Here is a 20,411-nt window from a genome sequence, read left to right on the forward strand (position 1 = left end):
TCGACGGCTTCACCGGGGCCCGCCGCGCGCGGCCCCTCACACCCCCAACAACCTCCGCAGCCATGCCACATGCGCCCCGCGAGCCGCCTGCGACACCGCCGCCTGAGGTGCGAACCCGTCGAAACCGTGGAAGCCGCCCGGCCACACATGCAGTTCGGCCACCCCGCCGGCCTGCCAGATGCGCGACGCGTAGGCGACGACCTCGTCGCGGAAGGTCTCCGCCGAGCCGACGTCGAGGAAGGCCGGAGGCAGCCCCGTCAGGTCCTCGGCCCGGGCCGGTGCCGCGTACGCCGGTACGTCGGGGCCGCCGCGGCGCGAGCCCAGCAGCGCGTTCCAGCCGGTTTCGTTGGCGGTGCGGTCCCACACCCCGAGACCCGCCATCTGATAGGTCGAGGGCGTGTCGTTGCGGTCGTCGAGCATCGGGCACATCAGCACCTGCCCGATCGGCTGCGGCCCCTTGCGGTCCCGGGTGAGCAGGGCCAGGGCCGCGCACAGCCCGCCGCCGGCGCTCGAACCCGCGATGACGATCCGCTCGGGGTCGGCCCCGAGTTCGGCGGCGTGGTCCGCCGTCCACAGCAGCCCGGCGTACACGTCCTCGACCGGCGCGGGATGCGGATGCTCGGGCGCCAGCCGGTACTCCACCGACACCACGACCGCGTCCAGTGCCCGCGCCCATGCCAGCGGGACGTCCACCCCCACCCGGTTGTTCCCGATGATCATGCCGCCGCCGTGCACGTGGTAGATCACGGGACGCGGCCCGGCGTGCTCCGGCACGGCCGGGCGGCAGATCAGCAGGGAGATGTCCGGCTCGCCCTGCGGCCCCGGCACCTGCAGGTCCTCCACCTCGAACGCCCCGCCCATGGTCAGATCCAGCTCGGCCAGCATCTGTATGCCCGGGCCCTGGCGCACCTCGGCGATCTCGTCCGGCGTCAGCCCCGGACTGATCATGTCCTTGATCAGCTCCAGGGCGGCGGCGAGTTCGGGATCGAACGGGGGCGGAACGTACGTCATGGCGTCTCCTGACGAGGTCGCGGCGGCTCGTGCGGCCATGGTCCGTCCAGGGCCCCGTCCGCGGACGCCGCCGGGTGGCGGGAGCTGCCCGCCGTACGGCGGGTGGCGCCGCGGTGACGGGTGAGACCACCGCGGTTCGCGCGGCGACCGGCGCGCATCCCCGAGGCCCTCTGAGCGCTGCCGTACCCGCCCGTGCCCCCGCCGTGAGCCGACGGCGCCACCAAGATACGCGCAGGTGGCGAACGTGGTGGTGCGCCGGTTGCGCCCGCCGGGGGCGTGGGCGGTCAGCGGCGGCAGCGGATCGCCGCGTCGGCCCGGGCCGGAACCGGCCCGCTGCGCGATACGACGCGCGTGCCGCGACCGTCGGCGACCCGGACCTGGAGCGAGCCGCATCCGCAGCGGGTCCACTCCGTGTGGCCGGTCGCGGTGGTGTGCCGGGACAGCACCCGGAACGGCTCGCCCCCGTCCGGCCAGCCGCAGTGCGGGCAGGTGGTGGTGGCGTCGGCGCTCGGCATGACTGACTCCTCGTTCGTCGTGGCTGGTCGGTCGTCGCGACACAGCCAGGGTGCGTTCAGGAGTCCGTACACGTCCAGGTTGACTTTGTGGACGTCACTGTGAAGCCTGGCCTTCATGATTGACCTGCGCCGGCTCCACGTCCTGAGGGCGGTCGCCCACTACGGCACGGTCACCGCGGCCGCCCGAGCCCTGCACTTCACGCCCTCCGCCGCCTCGCAGCAGGTCCGGCAGCTCGCCCGGGATCTGGGCGTCGACCTGTTGGAGCCGCAGGGGCGCGGGGTGCGGCTCACCCCGGCCGCCGAAAGCCTGCTCGCGCACGCCGATGCCATCCAGGCGCGCTGGGACCAGGCCGAACTCGATCTGCGGGCCGACCACGGGGCGCCTTCCGGAGTGCTGCGGGTGGCCGGTTTCACGATGGCCGTCTCGGTGCTGCTGGCGCCGATGGCGGCCCGGCTGGGGGAGCGGCATCCGAGGCTGTCCGTCCGGATCACCGAGGTGGGTGTCCCGGAGAGTTTCGACCTGCTCTTCGAGGGTGCCACCGACCTGGCCGTCATCGAAGCGACCCCGCACAACCCGCCGCTGAGCGACTCGCGTTTCGACCAGCGGCCACTGCTCGACGACCCGTTCGACCTGGTCGTACCGGACGGGCACCGGCTGGCGGGGCTGGCCCGGGTCGATCTCGCCGAGGCGGCGCGGGAGGCGTGGATCGCGCCGGTGGAGGAGAGCCCCTGCCGCCCCCGCGTCCTGTCCGCCTGCGGCGCGGCCGGGTTCACCCCCGAGGTGGTCCATCACGCCCTCGACTGGAACGTCACCGCCCACCTGGTCGCCCACGGGCTCGGCGTCGCCCTCATCCCGCGCCTGGCACACCTGACCCCGCACCTGCCGATCACCCGGGTCCGCTGCACCGGCAACCCGCATCGCAAGCTCCTGACCTGCACCCGCGCCGGCGTCCACGCCCGGCCGGCGGTGGCGGCGGCACTCGAGGAACTACGGAACCTGGCGCCGACGGCGGTCGCCTGAAGCACCCGGTGGCCGAAGGTCTCACTCACTCGAAGGGCGTGAGTTGTCCGAAGGTCTGCCCCCGGGCCCGGGAGGCGCCGCGCGTCACCGTCCGGGTGCCCCCACGCGCAGTGCGTCCATGATGAGATCCAGCAGGCGGGTGGCGCGGGGTTGCCAGTCGGTGCGGGGATCCATCGTCCAGAGGCCGCCGATGGCGAGGAAGAGGTCGCTCGCGGTGATGCCCGGGCGGATGGTGCCGGCCTCTTCGGCGGCCCGGAGCAGGAGTTCCGCCGCTTCGGTCACCGGGGCGTGCCCCGGCTTCGCAGGCTTCCCCGGTGCGCTGGTGGCCTGGCGGATGGCGTCGGCCAGGCCCGCCTTGGCCATGGCGAACCGTGCCAGCCGGTCCATCCACTCGCGCAGTGCCCGGTCCGGCTCCCGGCTCTCGAGCAGCGGCGCCGCGGTGTCGGCGACCTGCTGCATCTCGTGCCGGTATATCTCCAGGACCAGTGCCTCCCGGGTGGGGAAGTGACGGTAGAAGGTGCCCTGCCCGACGCCCGCCTTCTTGGCGATCACGCTCAGCGGGGCGTCCGCCGAACGCGTCAGTTCCTCCAGCGCCACTTCCAGGATGCGCTCGCGGTTGCGCTGCGCGTCCGAGCGCAACGGAGCGTCCTTCTTCTGCCGCACTCGCCCTCCTCGGGGCCGTGGCCGAAACCCGGCCCTTGTTTAAGCGGACAGGTGTCCGTTACGTTTTCCCGAGAAGCGGACACCTGTCCGCTTGTTCCATCGTATCGGCGCGCCGCCCCAAGGGACACCCCGCCCACGACCTCGCGATGTGAGAGAGAAGGCTTCCATGCCCCCATCGACGTCCAGCGACCTCACCCTGTCCGTCAACGGCGAGAAGTACACGCTGACCGTCGACCACCGCACCACCCTCCTCGACGCCCTGCGTGAACGACTCGACATGACCGGCACCAAGAAGGGCTGCGACCAGGGCCAGTGCGGTGCCTGCACGGTTCTGCTCGACGGCCGCCGGGCCGTCTCCTGCCTCCAGCTGGCGATCTCCGCCGAAGGACGCGAGATCACCACCATCGAAGGCGTGGCCGAGGGCGAGCAACTGCACCCCGTGCAGCAGGCGTTCCTCGACCTGGACGGCTTCCAGTGCGGCTACTGCACGCCGGGTCAGATCTGCTCGGCCATCGCCGTGATCGAGGAACACGCGGCCGGCTGGCCGAGCGCGGTCACCGGCGACGTCCGGCCCGAGGCGGAACCACCACCGCTCACCCCGGAGGAGATCCGCGAGCGCATGAGCGGCAACCTGTGCCGCTGCGGCGCCTACGTGTCGATCGTCCAGGCCGTGGCCCGGGCCGCGGCGCAGACGAAGGGAGCGGCGGCATGAGGGAGTTCGGCTACCAGCGGGCGTACGACGTCTCCGGCGCCGTGGCGCTGCTCGACGGCGACGGGGAAGCCCGTTTCCTGGGCGGCGGCACCAACCTCGTCGACCTGATGAAGACCGGCGTCGAGCGCCCCGCCCGGCTCGTCGACATACGCGAACTGCCCCTGAACCACGTCGAGCCGGATGAGGACGGCGGGCTGCGCATCGGGGCGACCGTCACCAACAGCGACCTCGCCGCCCACCCCGAGGTCCGGCGCCGCTACCCGGCACTCGCACAGGCGGTGCTGGCCGGTGCCTCCGGGCAGTTGCGCAACATGGCCACCGTCGGCGGCAACCTGCTCCAGCGGACCCGCTGCGGCTACTTCACCGACGTCAACTCGCCCTGCAACAAACGCGATCCGGGCAGCGGATGCCCCGCCCTCACCGGCGAGCACCACAATCACGCCGTCCTGGGCGCCTCCGACCACTGCGTGGCCACCCATCCGTCCGACATGGGCGTGGCGCTGACCGCCTTCGACGCCCTGGTGTCGTACGAGACGGCCGACGGGCCGGGCGAGATGCCGCTCGCCGACTTCTATCTCCCCGTGGGGGAGACACCCCAGCGGGAGACCGCCCTGCCGCCGGGCGCGCTCATCACCGGCGTCACCCTGCCGCCCACCGCCACAGCGGCCAACTCCCGCTACCGCAAGGTGCGCGAGCGCGCTTCGTACGCCTTCGCCATCGGCTCCGTCGCCGCCGCGCTCGACATCCGGGACGGCCTCGTGCACGACGTCCGCCTGGCCTTCGGGGCCGTCGCCTCCCGTCCCTGGCGGGCCCGCACCGCCGAGAGCGTCCTGACCGGCGCACCGGCCGGCGCCGAGACCTTCGCGGCCGCCGCGGACGCCGAACTGGCGGCCGCCAGGCCCCTGCCCCACAACGGATACAAGGTGACCCTGATGCGCAACCTCGTCGTGGCCGTGCTCAGCGAACTCGCCGAGGAGGCCGCCCGATGACCACCGCCACCAGGGGAGCCGTCGGCAGCGCGCACACGCGCGTGGAAGGCCGCGACAAGGTCACCGGAGCAGCCCGCTACGCCGGCGAGATCCCCTTCGCCGAACTCGCCCACGGCTGGCTGGTGCTCTCGACCGTCGCCCGTGGCCGCGTCCGCGCGATCGACACCGAACCCGTCCTCGGGATGCCCGGCGTCCTCACCGTCCTGCACCACCACAACGCCCCGCGCGTCGACACCGGCTACATCGGCATCATGGGCGTCCCGCCGGACCCGAGCGTCGGCCTCTTCCAGCACGACCGGGTGCTCCACATGGGCTGGCCGGTGGCCCTGGTCGTCGCCGAGACCTCCGAGCAGGCCAGGGAGGCCGCCGAGGCCCTCGTGGTGCACTACGACCAGGAGCCCCACGACGTGGCGTTCTCCGCCGAGCGCGAGCCCGAGGCGCACCCGGTCGACGGGCACGTGCCGGCCGCGGTGGAGAAGGGCGACCTGGAGGCCCAGCTCGCGGCGTCCGCCGTCGTGGTGGACCTGGAGTACACCACCCCGGAGGAGCACCACAACCCGATGGAGCCGCACGCGGCGACGGCCCTGTGGGAAGGCGGCCGGCTGGAGGTCGTCGACTCCAACCAGGGCACCAACTGGGTCGCCGGTGAGCTCGCCAACCTGTTCTCCCTCGACCCGGCCTCCGTGCGGGTGCGCTCCGAGCACGTCGGCGGCGGCTTCGGCAGCAAGGGCGCCCGCGCGCACCAGGTCGCCGCCGTGATGGCCGCGACCGTCCTGCAGCGCCCGGTCCGGGTCGTCATGACCCGCCGGCAGATGTTCTCGCTCGCCGGCTACCGCAGCCCCACCGCCCAGCGGGTCAGGCTCGGTGCCGACCCGGACGGACGGCTGCGCGCCCTGGAGCACCGGTCCCTGAACCAGACCTCGACCGTGCACGAGTTCATCGAGCCGAGCGCCGGGGCGAGCCGGTCGATGTACGCCGCCGACGCCCACCACACGGTCAGCCGCCTCGTGCCGCTCGACGTACCGACCCCGACGTGGATGCGCGCCCCGGGCGAGGCACCGGGCTCGTTCGCCCTGGAGTCGGCGCTCGACGAACTCGCCGAGAAGTGCGGCATCGACCCGATCGAGCTGCGCGTGCGCAACGAACCCGAGGTGGGCCCGGTCTCCGGACTGCCGTTCGGCAGCCGCAACCTGATCGCCTGCTTCCGGGAGGGGGCCCGCAGGTTCGGCTGGGCAGACCGCGACCCCCGGCCCGGCGTCCGCCGGGAGGGGCGCTGGCTGCTCGGCACAGGAACCGCGGCGGCCTCCTTCCCCGCGATGGCCATGCCGTCCACGGCGGCCGTGACGGCGGAGGCCGACGGCACCTTCACGGTCAGGATCAACGCCGCGGACATCGGCACCGGCGCCCGCACCGCGCTCACCCTGGTCGCGGCCGACGCCCTGGACGTGCCGACGGACCGCGTCCTGGTGCTGATCGGGGACAGTGACCTCGGCGCCGCGATGATCGCCGGCGGCTCGATGGGCACCCGCTCCTGGGGCTGGGCCGTCACGGCCGCCGCCGAGGAACTGCGCCGCAGCCTCGCGCCGGGCGCCGACATCCCGCCGGAGGGCATCACCGTACGGTCGAACACGGCCGAGGCCATCGGCGCCCTCACCCAGAAGGAGCGGCACTCGTTCGGGGCGCAGTTCGCCGAGGTCGCCGTCGACCCCGCCACCGGGGAGATCCGCGTGCGCCGCATGCTGGGCATCTTCGCGGCCGGCCGGATCGTCAACCCGCTCACCGCCCGCAACCAGTTCGTCGGCGGCATGACCTGGGGCATCTCCATGGCCCTGCACGAGGAAGCCGTCCGGGACCGGACGAGTGGCGGCCTCTACGGCGCCGACCTCGCCGGCTACCACGTCGCCGCGCACGCCGACGTCCCGCACATCGAGGCCGACTGGGTGGACGACCCCGACCCGGACGACCCGGTCGGCATCAAGGGCATCGGTGAGATCGGCATCGTGGGAGCGGCCGCGGCGGTCGCCAACGCGGTGTGGCACGCGACCGGCGTACGCCACCGCGACCTGCCGATCCGGCCCGACCGCGTGCTGCTGGCAGGCGGCGATGCTTGATCTCGCGGAGCCCCTGCACGGCTGGATCGAGGAGGGCCGGGACTTCGCCGTCGCCACGGTCGTCGCCGTCGGCGGCAGCGCCCCGCGCCCGCCCGGTGCCGCGCTCGCCGTCTCCGCCGACGGCACGGCCATCGGCTCGGTCTCCGGGGGCTGTGTGGAGGGAGCGGTGTACGACCTGTGCGTTCAGGCCCTCCAGGACGGCGAGACTCTCGTCGAACGGTTCGGCTACAGCGACGAGGACGCCTTCGCGGTGGGGCTGACCTGCGGCGGCACCATCGACGTCATGATCACCCCGTTCGCGGGTGGTCGTACGGTAGAGGAGGCCGCCCTGGCGGCTGCCGCCCGGGCCGAGCCGGTGGCCCTGGCCCGGGTGGTCCGAGGCCCGGCCGGGCTCCTCGGCCGGGCCCTGCTGGCCCGCCCCGACGGCTCGTACGACGGTGGCCTCGGCGGCGTGCCGGACCTGGACCGCACGGCGCTCGGCCGGGCCCGCGCCCTGCTCGACACCGGCCGCACCGGCACGGTGGAACTCTCCGAGGACGGGTCGCACTGCCCCGGCGGTCTGACCCTGCTCGTCGAGTCGGCCGTCCCACCGCCCCGCATGATCGTCTTCGGCGCGATCGATTTCGCGGCGGCCCTGGTCCGGGCGGGCAGGTTTCTCGGATACCACGTCACCGTGTGCGACGCCCGTCCCGTCTTCACCACCCGGGCCCGCTTCCCGGAGGCCGACGAGGTCGTCGTCGACTGGCCCGACCGCTACCTCCGGGGCACCGAGACCGACGGACGTACGGTGCTGTGCGTGCTCACCCACGACGCGAAGTTCGACATCCCCCTGCTGACGGAGGCGCTGCGGCTGCCCGTCGCCTACGTCGGCGCCATGGGCTCCCGCCGCACCCACGAGGACCGTAACCGGCGGCTGCAAGAGGCGGGCGTGAGCGAGCGCGAGCTGGCCCGGCTCAGGTCGCCGATCGGCCTCGACCTGGGAGCCCGTACGCCGGAGGAGACCGCCGTGTCCATCGCGGCGGAGATCGTCGCGGCACGGCACGGCGGCACGGGAGCACCGCTCACCGGTTCGGCCACACCGATCCACAGGCCCGGGCGAGAGGCCTGTCCGCAACCGGCCTGAGGACCCTCCCCGGCCGGTCGGGTGTCTGCCCGGGAGGCACGGCGCCTCGGCCGTGCTCTGCCTTCTCGCACGGGGCTCGGCCCGGGAGGTCGACCGGGCCCCGCCCCCTCGCCGGGCAGGCCCGGGGCGGCCGGGCGGGAGCCGGGGCTCGGTCGGGCGGGGGCCGGGATGCCGCGTGGACGCCGGGGCCGGCCGGGCCCCAGCACATCGCCGCGCGCCTGTCCTGGGCCGGTTCGGGGCTTGCCCGGGGTGTCGCCTGTCGTTGTGGGCCGGTTCGCGGCTTGCCCGGGGTGTCGCGTTGTCGTCCTGGGCCGGTTCGGTTTCTGCCCGGCGTGTCGCGCGTCTGGCCGGGCCGGGTCCCGAGCCTGCTCCGGCCCGATCGGCGGAATGTCCGGCACCGGCATGCCGGAGGGGCCGGGGCCGTTGCCGGCCGCGGCCCCTCCGTGGGCGCGAGGTGAGGACGGTCAGGCAGCGGCGGGCTCCGAGGCGTGGCCGTGCAGCCGGGCGATGACCTCGGTCAGCTGCTCGGCGACCTCGGCGTCGTCGGCCGGGTGCGTCTCGGCGAAGCGGGTCATCGAGCCGGGGATGGACAGCTTGACGTCCTCCAGGACCTTGCCACCGGCCACGCCCACGGACTTGCGGGTCTCGTCGTGCGCCCAGACACCGCCGTACTGGCCGAACGCGGTGCCGACCACGGCGACCGGCTTGCCGCTGAGGGCACCGGCACCGAACGGGCGGGACAGCCAGTCGATGGCGTTCTTCAGGACGGCCGGGATGGTCCCGTTGTACTCGGGCGTGAAGAGGATCAGGCCGTCCGCGGCGTTCGCGGCGTCACGCAGCCGCGCGGCGGCGGCCGGGACGCTGCCCTCGACGTCGATGTCCTCGTTGTAGAAGGGAATCTCGGCCAGACCCTCGAACAGGTCCACCTCGGCACCTTCGGGGGCGAGCTTGACGGCCGCCTCGGCGAGCTGGCGGTTGTGCGAACCGGCGCGAAGGCTGCCGACGAGGGCGAGGATACGAACGGACATGCTGACTCCCACATCTGAGGCACTGCTCTGAAGACACTGCTGAACATCCGGACCGGAGTCCGTTTAACGTTCTAGCATCCTAACCGGACCGCGGTCCAGTTTTGTTCCCGATGCTTTACGCTGGCTTCATGTCCGCCGCCCCGCCGCCCTTCCCGACGCCCCAGGAGCCCGTCGACCATCCTGAACTGCTGCAGCTCGGCACCGGCACGCAGGACGACGAGCCATGTCTGCGGGCCGACGCCGCGCGCAACCGCGCCCGGCTCCTGGAGGCCGCCGGGCGGCTGGTGGCGGAGCGCGGCGCGGAGGCCGTCACGATGGAGGCGGTGGCCGCCGAGGCCTGTGTCGGCAAGGGCACGGTCTTCCGCAGATTCGGCGACCGCACCGGTCTGCTGACGGCGCTGCTCGACCACTCCGAGAAGAAGTTCCAGGCCGCGTTCCTCGGCGGCCCGCCGCCACTCGGGCCCGGCGCGCCCCCCGTGGAGCGGCTGCGGGCGTTCGGCTGCGCCATGCTGCGACGCTCGGCCGACGAGCTGGAGCTGCAACTGGCGGCCGAACCCGGCGCGAACCGCCGCCACGTCGTCCCCGCCCGCCGCGTGCTGCGGCACCACATGGAGATGCTGCTGCGGCAGGCGGTCCCCGAAGCGGACTGCGAACTCCTCTCCCACACGCTGATGGGACAGCTCGACCCGGCCCTGATCCACCATCTGACCAGGCAGCGCGGCATACCGCTGTCCCGCCTCGAGGTCGCCTGGATCGACCTGGTCGACCGGGTGACGTGCGCGGGCACCGCCCGCTGACGACCCGCGCTCCACTCCGTGAGCGCTCACGCGTTCCTCACAACTCCCCCGCCGGAAGCGCGCATTGGGGCTTCTGCCAAGATGCCGTACGTCATGGTGCAGATACCGAAAACGCCCGCGCCCCCGTCCCCCGCACCGTCGCGCTCCGTGCCCACGAGCGCCGATGTGGCCCGCCTGGCCGGCGTCTCGCGCGCGACCGTCTCCTACGTCCTCAACAACACCAGTGCCGTACGAATCAGCGACCCCACCCGCCGCCGTGTGCACGAGGCCGCGAAGGAACTGGGATACGTACCGCACGCGGCGGCCCGCAGCCTGCGCGCCGGGCACAGCCGCATGGTCCTGATCCCCGCACCGACCTTCCCCGTCGGCCCGCTCTACAGCCGGTTCCTCACCGACCTCCAGGGATCGCTCGCCGCCCTGGACTACACGGTCGTGCAGTACGGCACCGGCGGCCCGCACGGCGACGAAGCCGCCCGCGCCTGGGCCGAGTTGCGGCCCGTGGCCGTACTCGTGCCCGGTTCCGGGCTCGGCCCGCACGGGGTGGCGGTGCTCAAGCGCTCGGGGGCGCGGGCCGTGGTCACCCTCGGCCCCGAGACCATCGAGGGCGCGCACGCGCTGCTCATGGACCACGACGTCGTCGGTCACAGCGCGGGCGCCCACCTCTACGACCGCGGCCGGCGCCGGATCGGCGTCGTCGTCCCGCAGGATCCCGGCCTGGAGGCGTTCTCCGCACCCCGCCTCGACGGCGTGCGCCAGTCCCTGCGCGGCACGGACGCCACGGTGACCGAACTTCCCCTCGCCTACGACGAGCAGGCCGCCGCGCGCCTCGCCGCCCGCTGGCGCACCATGGGCCTGGACGCGGTGTTCACCTACAACGACGAGTACGCGATGCTGCTGATGCGGGCCCTGCTGGACGAGGGCATCCGCATCCCCGAGGAGACGGCCGTGGTCGGCGCCGACGACCTGATGCTCGGACGGCTGCTGCGGCCCCGGCTGAGCACGGTCCGTCTGGAGCTGCCCTGCGGCCGTGAACTCGCCGAACTGGTCGACCGCGCGGTGCGTAAGCCCACCACGGAGCCCGAGACGCACAAGGTACTGGGCGCGACGGTGCTGCATCGCGAATCGAGTTGATCCGGCGGGCGCGACTTTCCGGCTCCCCGGCAGGGGTCTGATCCCCCGGGTGGGGGCCCGGCGCCCGGGGTTGGCCTGATTGCCGGGTGGCCGGCCTCCCGGCAGGGGCCCGACTCCCCGGGCGGGGCCCGGTCCCCCGGATTTCGTGCCGCGGCACGGCTAGGATGTTGCATGCTCAACAAAACGGGGGCGCGTTCCTGCGCGGGCCACGGCACACACTGCTGCGCCCGCTCGACACGTCCCGCCATGTGACCGCCGAACCGGCCGCGCACGCACGGGAGTTGCGACCACCCCGTCAGCCGGTGACCGATCGATCGGAGAGCCGTCATGCCGTTGCTCGACACCAGGAGCTGGCAGCCCCGCAGCCTCGCGGGACCCGGGTACACCGTCACCGAGCCCGCCACCGGCCAGGCCCTCGGGACCCTGGCCCTCGCCACCCCGGAGGACGTCGGGGCCGCCGCAGGGCGGGCCGCCACCGCCCAGCGCGCATGGGCGCGCACCCCGCACTTCGCCCGTGCCGCCGTACTCCGCAAGGCGGGCGACCTGTTCACCGAGCACGCCGCCGAACTGCGTGACTGGCTCGTCCGCGAATCGGGCTCCGTCCCCGGAAAAGCCGACTTCGAACTGCACGTCGCCGCCCAGGAGTGCTACGAGGCCGCCGCGCTCGCCTCCCGCCCGGCCGGTCAGGTCCTGCCCAGCGAGGCACCGCGCCTGTCGTACACGCGCCGCGTCCCGGCCGGTGTGGTGGGCGTGATCTCGCCGTTCAACGCCCCGCTGATCCTGTCCATCCGCTCCGTCGCCCCGGCCCTGGCGCTGGGCAACGCGGTCCTGCTGAAGCCGGACCCGCGCACGGCCGTCTGCGGAGGGCTGTCCCTCGCCGCGGTCCTCACCGCCGCGGGCCTGCCGGAGGACCTGCTGCACGTGCTTCCCGGCGGCCCGGACGCCGGACAGGCCCTGGTCGCCGACCCGCGGGTGCCGATCATCTCCTTCACCGGCTCCACCGCCGCCGGACGGGCCGTGGGCGAGGCCGCCGGGCGCCACCTCAAGCGGGCCCACCTGGAACTGGGCGGCAATTCGGCCATGATCGTGCTGGAGGACGCCGACCTCGACGCGGTGATCTCCACGGCGGCCTGGGGCTCGTTCTTCCACCAGGGCCAGATCTGCATGACCACGGGGCGCCATCTGGTGCACGCGTCCCTCTACGACGAGTACGTCGAGCGGCTGGCCGCCAAGGCGGACTCCCTCGCCGTCGGCGACCCGTACCGGAACCAGGTCCACCTGGGCCCCATCATCGACTCGGGCCAGCTCACCAAGATCAGCGGCCTGGTCGAGGCCAGCACGAGCGCCGGCGCCAAGCTCGCCGCCGGCGGCACCCACGACAGGCTCTTCTACCGGCCGACGGTCCTCGCCCACGTCGACGACCGCACCCCCGCCTACACGGAGGAGGTCTTCGGCCCGGTGGCGCCCGTGCGCTCCTTCACCACCGCCGACGAGGCGGCGGCCCTGGCCGCGCAGAGTTCGTACGGCCTCTCCCTGGGCATCGTCACCAGGGACCCGGCCCGCGGCCTGGACCTCGCGGAGCGCATCCCGACCGGCATCGTCCACATCAACGACCAGACCGTGAACGACGAGGCCGTGGCGCCCTTCGGCGGAGTCGCCGCCTCCGGCACCGGCGCCCGCTTCGGCGGTGAGGCCAACCTGGAGGCCTTCACCGAACTGCGCTGGACGACGGTACGCGGAGACGTGGCTCCGTATCCGTTCTAGCCCGCCTGCTGACCCTCCTGGGCCTGCTGCTCGGCAATCGCCTTGCGGACCTCGGCCATGTCGAGGTTGCGGGCCTGCCCGATGACGTCCGTCAGGGCGGCCTCGGGCAGGGCTCCCGGCTGGGCGAACACGGCGACCTGGTCACGGACGATCATCAGAGTGGGGATGGACTGGATACCGAAGGCCGCGGCCAGCTCGGGCTGCGCCTCGGTGTCCACCTTGCCGAACACCAGGTCCGGGTTCTCTCCCGCCGCCTTCTCGTAGACCGGAGCGAACTGCTTGCACGGCCCGCACCAGTCGGCCCAGAAGTCGATCAGGACGAACTCGTTGTCGGTGACCGTCTGGTCGAAGTTCTCCTTGGTGAGCTCCACGGTGCTGCTCATGGCGTAAATCCCTCTTCCTGGTGGGGGGTCAAGCCGTCGGCACAACACGGCCGACCGGACACGTATTCCGCGCCCCTACCCATGTGGCCAGGGCGCACACCACCCACCAGACTGACCCCATGACGGAAACGGAAACCAACGCGTACGACGTCGTGGTGCTCGGGGCCGGGCCCGTGGGGGAGAACGTCGCCGACCGCACCCGCGCCGCCGGACTGACCACCGCGATCGTGGAGAGCGAGCTGGTCGGCGGCGAGTGTTCCTACTGGGCGTGCATGCCCAGCAAGGCCCTGCTGCGGCCGGTCATCGCCCGTGCGGACGCCCGCCGCGTCCCCGGCCTGAGCCAGTCGGTGCAGGGGCCCCTCGACGCGTCCGCGGTCCTCGCCCACCGGGACTACTTCACCTCCCACTGGAAGGACGACGGCCAGGTCGGGTGGCTCGACTCGGTCGGCGCCGACCTGTACCGCGGCCACGGGCGCCTCACCGGCAACCGCACGGTGACGGTCACGGGCCCGGACGGCGGCGAGCACGTCCTGACCGCCCGGCAGGCCGTCGCCGTCTGCACCGGCAGCCGCGCCGCCCTGCCCGGCCTCCCCGGGCTCGACACCGTCAAACCGTGGACGAGCCGGGAGGCCACCAGCTCCAAGACCGTGCCCGGCCGGCTGATCGTGATCGGCGGCGGCGTGGTCGCCACCGAGATGGCCACCGTCTGGCAGGCCCTCGGGTCGAAGGTCACCCTGCTGGTCCGAGGCGAGGGCCTGCTTCCCCGGATGGAGCCCTTCGCCGGGGAACTGATCGCCGAGGCGCTCACGGAGGCCGGAGCGGACATCCGTACGGGCACCTCGGTGGAGTCGGTGACCCGGGAGAACGGGACGGTCGTGGCCGTCACCGACACCGGCGACCGCATCGAGGCCGACGAGATCCTCTTCGCCACCGGCCGTGCCCCGCGCACCGACGACATCGGCCTGGAGACCATCGGCCTCGACCCGGGCTCCTGGCTGCCGGTCGACGACAGCCTCCGCGTGACCGGCCACGACTGGCTGTACGCGGTCGGCGACGTGAACCACCGCGCCCTCCTCACCCACCAGGGCAAGTACCAGGCCCGCATCGCGGGCGCCGCCATCGCCGCGCGGGCCACCGGGGAGACCCTCGCCGCCCAGCCCTGGGGCGCCCACGCCGCGACCGCCGACCACGCCGCCGTCCCCCAGGTCGTCTTCACCGACCCGGAGGCCGCGGCCGTCGGCCTGTCCCTCGCCGAGGCGGAACAGGCCGGGCACCGGGTGAAGGCCGTCGACGTGGACCTGTCCTCGGTCTCCGGAGCCGGCCTGTACGCCGACGGCTACCAGGGCCGCGCCCGCATGATCGTCGACCTCGAGAACGAGGTCCTGCGCGGCGTCACCCTCGTCGGACCCGGCGTCGGCGAACTCATCCACTCCGCGACCATCGCGGTCGCCGGCCAGGTCCCGATCAGCCGCCTGTGGCACGCCGTCCCGTCCTACCCGACGATCAGCGAGGTCTGGCTGCGGCTGCTGGAGGCGTACCGGGACGCGTGAGGATGCGGTCGGTGGCCGCCTGGTCGGCAGCGCGGGCGTCCTGGGGGAGACGCCCGACACCGGCCGGGCGGACGACCGAACCGGCGGCAGGCCGCGGTTCGCCCGCCCCTGGGCGCGCAGGGAGATCCGGGGCGGGGCCCAGGCGTGACGGAGGCGCTCCGCCGGGCGCCTCCGGATGTCGGGCGGGCGGTCCTGCGCGTTACGGCAGCTCGAAGCCGAGTGCCCGCGCCGCCTCCTCGGGTGTCGGCTGTGCCCAGCGCTCCACCATCGCCCGGTTGGACGACAGCGAACGCGGCTCGGCGCGGTCCAGATACAGGACCCCGTCGAGGTGGTCCGTCTCGTGCTGCACGATCCGGGCCGGCCAGCCCGTGAACACCTCGTCCAGGGCCCGCCCGTACTCGTCCTGCCCGGTCAGCCGCACCTCGGCGTGCCGCGCCACCACCGCCTGCCAGCCCGGCACGCTGAGGCAGCCCTCGAAGAACGCGGCCCGCCCGTCGCCGACGGACTCGTAGGCGGGATTGACCAGCACACGGAACGGCTGCGGCACCCGCCCGCGCGCGAGACGCACCTCCTCCGGCACCGGCGCCGGATCCTCGATCACCGCGATCCGGAGCGGCACACCGACCTGCGGCGCCGCCAGGCCGACTCCGGGGGCGGCGCGCATGGTGACCCGCAGGGCCTCGACGAACCGGGCCAGCAGAGCGGGCTCCAGCTGACCGTCGTACGGCTCGGTGCCGTGCCGCAGCACCGGGTCGCCGGCCGCGACGATGGTCAACGGCAGACCCCGGTCGAGGAGTTGACCGACCCGCTCGGCCAGGGGCGCGCGATCGCTCGGAGTTCCCATCGCGTCAGGATGGCACGGCACCCCCCACCGTCACGTGGCGCACGTCACACGTGTTCTCCGGGAACTGAACGCCCCGCCGCCCCGACTACTGCACCGCAACGGCCACCGCCCACACCGCGACGGCCCAGAAGACGTCCCCCGGAGAAGCCCGCCGATGACCACCGCTCCCTCGACCACCACGGACGAGGCCCCGCAGCCAGCCGCCCCGGCACCGTCGAAGAGCAGCTGGGCCCCCCTGCGCCCGCTGATCCTCCGCCTGCACTTCTACGCCGGGGTGCTGGTGGCGCCGTTCCTCCTCGTCGCCGCCGTCACCGGCCTGCTGTACGCCGGTTCCTTCCAGGCCGAGAAGCTCGTGTACGACCACGAACTGACCGTCCCCGCGGGAGAGAAGAAGCTGCCGATCAGCGAGCAGGTGGCCGCCGCCCGCAAGGCCCACCCCGAGGGCACGGTCTCGGCCGTGCGCCCCTCACCGGAGGCCGACGCGGCGACCAGGGTGATGCTGTCCGGCGTCCCGGGCGTCGGCGAGGGCCACACGCTCGCCGTGTTCGTCGACCCGTACACCGCGAAGGTGCGCGGCTCCCTCGAACAGTACGGCTCGACCGGCGCGCTGCCGCTGCGCACCTGGATCGACGAGTTCCACCGGGATCTGCACCTGGGTGAGCCGGGGCGGCTGTACAGCGAGCTGGCGGCCAGCTGGCTGTGGGTCATCTCGGCGGGCGGGCTGGTGCTGTGGTTCTCCCGCCGCCGCGCCCTGCGCAAGGTACGGGGGACGAAGGGGCGGCGTCGCACCCTCGGGCTGCACGGCAGTGTCGGCGTGTGGGCGGCGGCCGGGTTCTTCTTCCTCTCGGCCACCGGCCTGACCTGGTCGGCCTACGCCGGGGCCAACATCGACGAGCTGCGGACCTCGCTGGGCCAGGCCACCCCGGCGGTGTCGGCGGCGGCCGGGGGCGAGCACGACGGCCATGGCGCCGCCGCCGGGCAGGCGGGCGACGCCGCGCACGGCGTGGGCCTGGACAAGGTCCTGGCCGCGGCGCGGGCCGAGGGGCTCGGCGACCCGGTGGAGATCGTGCCGCCCGCGGACGCGAACTCGGCGTACGTCGTCAAGCAGGTGCAGCGCGGCTGGCCGTCCAAGCAGGACGCCGTCGCCGTCGACCCGGCCGGCGGCCAGGTCGTCGACGTGCTGCGCTTCGCGGACTACCCGGTGCTCGCGAAACTCACCCGGTGGGGCATCGACCTGCACACCGGCATCCTCTTCGGCCTGGCCAACCAGATCGCCCTGATGCTGCTCGCGCTCTCCCTGATCCTGCTGATCGTCTGGGGCTACCGCATGTGGTGGCAGCGCGGCCGCGGCACCGCCTTCGGCCGCCCGGTCCCGCGCGGCGCCTGGCAGCAGGTCCCGCCGCAGATCCTCGTACCGCTGCTGGCGGGCGTCGCCGTACTCGGATACTTCCTGCCCCTGTTCGGCATCACGCTGGCGGCCTTCCTCGCCGTCGACATCCTGCTGGGGGAGATCGCCCACCGGCGGGGACGGCGGTCGTACGGGACGCCGGCCGGGTAGCGGGCCCGCCGCGACACACGGATGCCCGGCTCCCCACGGAGCCGGGCACCTCCCTGTGCGGTACGGGTCAGCGCTGCTCGAAATCACCCGCGAGCGCCGAGGCGATCCGCAGGTGCGACTCCGCCTCCTCGTGCCGGTTCTGCCGCTCGAGTGTGCGGCCGAGCATCAGACGGGCGTAGTGCTCCACTGGATCCCGCTCGACGATGATCCGCAACTCGCTCTCGGCGCGCCGCAGTTGGGCCGAGTGGTAGTAGGAGCGCGCAAGGAGCAGCCGGGGCCCGGTCTGCTCGGGCACCTCCTCGACCAGCCCGGCCAGGACGCGCGCGGCGGCGGCGTAGTCCTTGGCGTCGAAGAACAGCTGCGCGCGCTCCCAGCGCTCGGCCGGGGTTCCGTGGGCGTAGTACGTCGTGTCCTGCATGGTGTTCACTCGGGGCCTCCTTCGAGGCCGACAACCGAACCTATTGGTTCAATATTCCACTACCGAGTCCGGCGTCTGGTGGGGCGGCCTGCGGCGCGGCCCGGAGGTGACGCTGACGCAAGCCCTCGTGCCGCACTAGGTTGTGCGCCATGAGCAATCTTGAGCGCGAGGCGGCCCCCTCCCTGTGCGGTGGCCGTGGCTTCGTGGTGGCGGAGCCGGTGCGTGAACTCCTCAGCCCTCGCCAGGTCAGGCTGGGCGAGTCCAGCGAGGTCCGCCGGCTGCTGCCCAACCTCGGCCGCCGGATGGTCGGAGCGTGGTGCTTCGTCGACCACTACGGTCCCGACGACATCGCCGACGAGCCCGGCATGCAGGTACCGCCGCATCCCCACATGGGCCTGCAGACCGTGAGCTGGCTGCACGAGGGGGAGGTGCTGCACCGCGACTCCACCGGCAGCCTCCAGACCATCCGCCCGCGCGAACTCGGCCTGATGACCTCCGGCCGGGCCATCAGCCACTCGGAGGAGAGCCCGCGCTCGCACGCCCGCTTCCTGCACGGCGCGCAGCTCTGGGTCGCCCTCCCCGACAGCCACCGCCACACCGAGCCGCGCTTCGAACACCACGCCGATCTGCCGGTCGTCACGGCCCCCGGCGTCACCGCCACGCTGATCCTCGGCGGCCTCGACGGCGCGACCTCGCCCGGCACCGCGTACACGCCGATCGTCGGCGCCGACCTGTCCCTGACCCGAGGCGCGGACGTACGCCTCCCCCTGGAACCGGACTTCGAGTACGCCGTCCTGTCCATGTCCGGCGAGGCCCACGTCGACGGCGTCCCCGTCCTCCCCGGCTCCATGCTCTACCTCGGCTGCGGCCGCAGCGAACTGCCCCTGCGGGCGGAGTCGGACGCGGGCCTGATGCTCCTGGGCGGCGAACCGTTCGAGGAGGAGCTGATCATGTTCTGGAACTGGATCGGGCGATCTCAGGAAGAGATCGTACAGGCCCGCCAGGACTGGATGGAAGGCTCCCGGTTCGGGGAGGTGAAGGGGTACGACGGGGCTCCACTGCCCGCACCGGAACTGCCGCCGGTGCCGTTGAAACCGCGGGGAAGAGTGCGCTGAACTGCGGGAACGCGCCTGCATTGGTGGCCGCCGGGCGGATGGCGGTCAGGTAATTCTCGCTGTCTTCCACCTGCCTGCCGAAAGGCGTCCGAACAGCCGGCTGGCTCAGGCTGGCGCGGCTGGCGATTCCACAGTGCGGCTGTCTGTGGGCGGCTGTGGCAGGACTCTTGCTGACCTGATGCTGACTTTGCTGACGCTCCGTCAGGCTGGGATGAGTGGCACTTTCCCCAGCTTCGGCACTTGCGTAGGCGTTTGCAGGTTCGGTGGTGCCCGGACCGATGCTGACCTGGCCGGCGGTCGAGTCAGGCGTTGCGGAAGGGTAGCGTCGCTCACACTGCCGTCTTGTGGAGATTGCACAAGATTCCGATGTCGCTGTCTGTCGGCACTGCCGCTTGTCTCCGATACGAAAAGCGCTGCGCGGAGAGTGACTGCCAGGTTCTTCGTCTCCCGGCGGTAGAGATATGACATGTCACGTCGCTGACCTGCACAGGTAGTGGCCACGTGCGGCTCGGTGGGTCGTCAGCCCGGGAATGGTCGAGATCTTGTCCTACTCCCCGCGGCAGCCGCCGCGGGGAGCGGTCGGGTCCTGGGCCGACCGCTTGTACTCCTAGTCCGCCGCCTGAGGCAGTGGCCGCCCCGCATACGGCAGCCCGCCCGCTGCTGCCGCAGGGCGACCGCCCGCCGACCTTGGCCGTAGAAGGTGTTTAAGCGGTCTGATGGAGTGGTCCCACCTGGCACAGGTTGTAGAGACCGTCCAGGTACGCCTATGCCAGTCCAGTGAGAGCATGGAATTGCAGGTCAGAGCCTCTTGGTCCGGGTGGGTCTGACCAGTTGGTGATGGCCGTGTGATACGCGGGTGATACGGCGAGACCCCACCGAGGTCCGTCCGGGCGGGATCTCTGCGCGGATCCGTGAGACGGCGAAGCCGCACCGGAGCACTCCGGTGCGGCTTCGCCGTGAGGGCGAACGCGCTGGCGCACAAGACGCGTTCGGCTCCTCACTCCGTCAGGTTCCTGCGTTGCTTGTGGGGACGACGGATTTGCGATCGCATCCGCTGTCAACATTGCAGCCGTAAGACGACGGAACCCCGCGGGGAGGCAGGGCGGGGCTGGCGCCAGAAAGGTTGCGTGCCAGGGACCATTGAAGCTCCGCCGTGGCTGCGACCACCGACCGACCCGGAGTTTCAGTGCCCCGTCACCGTGGTGAGGGGGCCGTGCTCATGCGCGCAGCTCTCGCAGGAGCCGTAGGTGTCCCAGGCAGGGAAGGGATCGGAAGCGGGCAGAGCTACGCCTTCCTGCATGAGGCAGCCGTTCTGGTCGGCCCGCAGCACCTCCGCGTCCCTCTGGGCGCCGATGAAGACGAGTTCCTGCGCATAAGAGCTGGCGGTGTCACGAGCAGAGGAAGGCTCGAAGCGAGCCACCGAACCGGCCTGCGGCCACAGTCCCGTCACCCAGGGCCGGCTGGCGAGGGTGAAGAAGCCCTTGGACCTGAGGACCTGCCCGCAGGCGCTGCTGCCCGGTGTCTCCGTCACCAACGTCCAAACCGGTCCGGGGTGAAAGGACCTTCCGGAGCAGAGGACGAACGAAGTTTCGAAGGAGGGCGTGAACACCGTGTCGCCGGGCACAAGGGCTATCGCACCGAGGTCCTGGAATTCGGAGCTGGTCGGGATCTACCCACC

Annotated in this window: 19 protein-coding genes; 11 read left to right on the top strand and 8 right to left on the bottom strand. The window is 72.7% G+C overall.

Annotated elements, in window-relative coordinates:
* Positions 1-36 precede the first annotated feature (36 nt).
* On the bottom strand, positions 37-1,011 hold the full coding sequence (locus IO24_RS0114390; protein WP_031135693.1) for an alpha/beta hydrolase: 975 nt from the start codon (positions 1,009-1,011) through the stop codon (positions 37-39).
* A gap of 284 nt (positions 1,012-1,295) precedes the next feature.
* A complete protein-coding gene (locus IO24_RS0114395) occupies positions 1,296-1,526 on the bottom strand; it encodes a hypothetical protein (RefSeq protein WP_031135694.1) in 231 nt (76 codons plus the stop codon).
* A 115-nt stretch (positions 1,527-1,641) separates the two neighbouring features.
* Between IO24_RS0114395 and IO24_RS0114400 the strand changes: the two genes are divergently transcribed.
* Positions 1,642-2,547, top strand: a complete 906-nt coding sequence (locus tag IO24_RS0114400; RefSeq protein WP_031135696.1) for a LysR family transcriptional regulator — start codon at positions 1,642-1,644, stop codon at positions 2,545-2,547.
* Positions 2,548-2,631: 84 nt separating this feature from the next.
* Here the strand turns inward: IO24_RS0114400 and IO24_RS0114405 are convergent, their stop codons facing one another.
* Entirely contained in the window at positions 2,632-3,210 is a 579-nt protein-coding gene (locus tag IO24_RS0114405) for a TetR/AcrR family transcriptional regulator (RefSeq protein ID WP_031135698.1), read from the bottom strand.
* 166 nt (positions 3,211-3,376) lie between these two features.
* On the opposite strand from IO24_RS0114405, the gene IO24_RS0114410 reads away from it, so the two are divergent.
* Genes IO24_RS0114410 through IO24_RS0114425 form a run of 4 tightly spaced genes read left to right on the top strand, consistent with a single transcriptional unit; the run spans position 3,377 to position 8,145 of the window.
* Complete coding sequence (locus tag IO24_RS0114410; RefSeq protein WP_031135700.1) at positions 3,377-3,922, top strand: 2Fe-2S iron-sulfur cluster-binding protein; 546 nt, start codon at positions 3,377-3,379, stop codon at positions 3,920-3,922.
* Complete coding sequence (locus IO24_RS0114415) at positions 3,919-4,911, top strand: FAD binding domain-containing protein (RefSeq protein ID WP_031135702.1); 993 nt, start codon at positions 3,919-3,921, stop codon at positions 4,909-4,911. Before IO24_RS0114410 ends, IO24_RS0114415 begins: the two co-directional genes overlap by 4 nt.
* Positions 4,908-7,022, top strand: a complete 2,115-nt coding sequence (locus IO24_RS0114420; RefSeq protein ID WP_031135704.1) for a xanthine dehydrogenase family protein molybdopterin-binding subunit — start codon at positions 4,908-4,910, stop codon at positions 7,020-7,022. The genes IO24_RS0114415 and IO24_RS0114420 overlap by 4 nt, the downstream gene beginning before the upstream one ends.
* Positions 7,015-8,145, top strand: a complete 1,131-nt coding sequence (locus tag IO24_RS0114425; protein WP_031135706.1) for an XdhC family protein — start codon at positions 7,015-7,017, stop codon at positions 8,143-8,145. Before IO24_RS0114420 ends, IO24_RS0114425 begins: the two co-directional genes overlap by 8 nt.
* Before the next feature lie 464 nt (positions 8,146-8,609).
* Here IO24_RS0114425 and IO24_RS0114430 read toward each other — a convergent pair whose 3' ends face one another.
* Complete coding sequence (locus IO24_RS0114430) at positions 8,610-9,173, bottom strand: NAD(P)H-dependent oxidoreductase (RefSeq protein ID WP_031135707.1); 564 nt, start codon at positions 9,171-9,173, stop codon at positions 8,610-8,612.
* Between the two features lie 128 nt (positions 9,174-9,301).
* Between IO24_RS0114430 and IO24_RS0114435 the strand changes: the two genes are divergently transcribed.
* The 3 genes from IO24_RS0114435 (at position 9,302) to IO24_RS0114445 (ending at position 12,865) form a co-directional block, all read left to right on the top strand.
* Positions 9,302-9,970: a TetR/AcrR family transcriptional regulator gene (locus IO24_RS0114435; RefSeq protein WP_037667850.1), complete on the top strand. Its 669-nt coding sequence runs from the start codon at positions 9,302-9,304 to the stop codon at positions 9,968-9,970.
* 81 nt (positions 9,971-10,051) lie between these two features.
* Positions 10,052-11,101, top strand: coding sequence for a LacI family DNA-binding transcriptional regulator (locus IO24_RS0114440; protein ID WP_031135710.1), 1,050 nt, complete (start codon positions 10,052-10,054; stop codon positions 11,099-11,101).
* Between the two features lie 327 nt (positions 11,102-11,428).
* On the top strand, positions 11,429-12,865 hold the full coding sequence (locus tag IO24_RS0114445; RefSeq protein ID WP_031135711.1) for a benzaldehyde dehydrogenase: 1,437 nt from the start codon (positions 11,429-11,431) through the stop codon (positions 12,863-12,865).
* Here IO24_RS0114445 and trxA read toward each other — a convergent pair.
* Entirely contained in the window at positions 12,862-13,248 is a 387-nt protein-coding gene (gene trxA, locus IO24_RS0114450) for a thioredoxin (protein ID WP_031135712.1), read from the bottom strand. The genes IO24_RS0114445 and trxA overlap by 4 nt on opposite strands.
* A gap of 119 nt (positions 13,249-13,367) precedes the next feature.
* Here trxA and IO24_RS0114455 point away from each other — a divergent pair, with 119 nt between their 5' ends.
* Positions 13,368-14,798 (top strand): dihydrolipoyl dehydrogenase family protein, encoded by a 1,431-nt coding sequence (locus IO24_RS0114455; RefSeq protein ID WP_031135714.1) that lies wholly within the window; start codon positions 13,368-13,370, stop codon positions 14,796-14,798.
* A 199-nt stretch (positions 14,799-14,997) separates the two neighbouring features.
* On the opposite strand, the gene IO24_RS0114460 is transcribed toward IO24_RS0114455, so the two are convergent.
* Positions 14,998-15,642: a peptide deformylase gene (locus IO24_RS0114460; RefSeq protein WP_031135716.1), complete on the bottom strand. Its 645-nt coding sequence runs from the start codon at positions 15,640-15,642 to the stop codon at positions 14,998-15,000.
* Between the two features lie 154 nt (positions 15,643-15,796).
* On the opposite strand from IO24_RS0114460, the gene IO24_RS0114465 reads away from it, so the two are divergent.
* Positions 15,797-17,200 (top strand): PepSY-associated TM helix domain-containing protein, encoded by a 1,404-nt coding sequence (locus IO24_RS0114465; RefSeq protein WP_031135718.1) that lies wholly within the window; start codon positions 15,797-15,799, stop codon positions 17,198-17,200.
* Positions 17,201-17,267: 67 nt separating this feature from the next.
* Here the strand turns inward: IO24_RS0114465 and IO24_RS0114470 are convergent, their stop codons facing one another.
* The gene (locus IO24_RS0114470; protein WP_031135720.1) at positions 17,268-17,618 is read right to left on the bottom strand and encodes a tetratricopeptide repeat protein; all 351 of its coding nucleotides are present in this window, start codon (positions 17,616-17,618) and stop codon (positions 17,268-17,270) included.
* A 149-nt stretch (positions 17,619-17,767) separates the two neighbouring features.
* On the opposite strand from IO24_RS0114470, the gene IO24_RS0114475 reads away from it, so the two are divergent.
* Positions 17,768-18,733, top strand: a complete 966-nt coding sequence (locus IO24_RS0114475) for a pirin family protein (protein ID WP_031135722.1) — start codon at positions 17,768-17,770, stop codon at positions 18,731-18,733.
* Between the two features lie 1,183 nt (positions 18,734-19,916).
* Here IO24_RS0114475 and IO24_RS0114480 read toward each other — a convergent pair.
* Entirely contained in the window at positions 19,917-20,357 is a 441-nt protein-coding gene (locus IO24_RS0114480) for a CobW C-terminal domain-containing protein (RefSeq protein ID WP_031135724.1), read from the bottom strand.
* Between the last annotated feature and the right edge of the window lie 54 nt (positions 20,358-20,411).

This window comes from Streptomyces flavovariabilis (genome assembly GCF_000725785.1).
Lineage (GTDB): Bacteria > Actinomycetota > Actinomycetes > Streptomycetales > Streptomycetaceae > Streptomyces > Streptomyces hawaiiensis.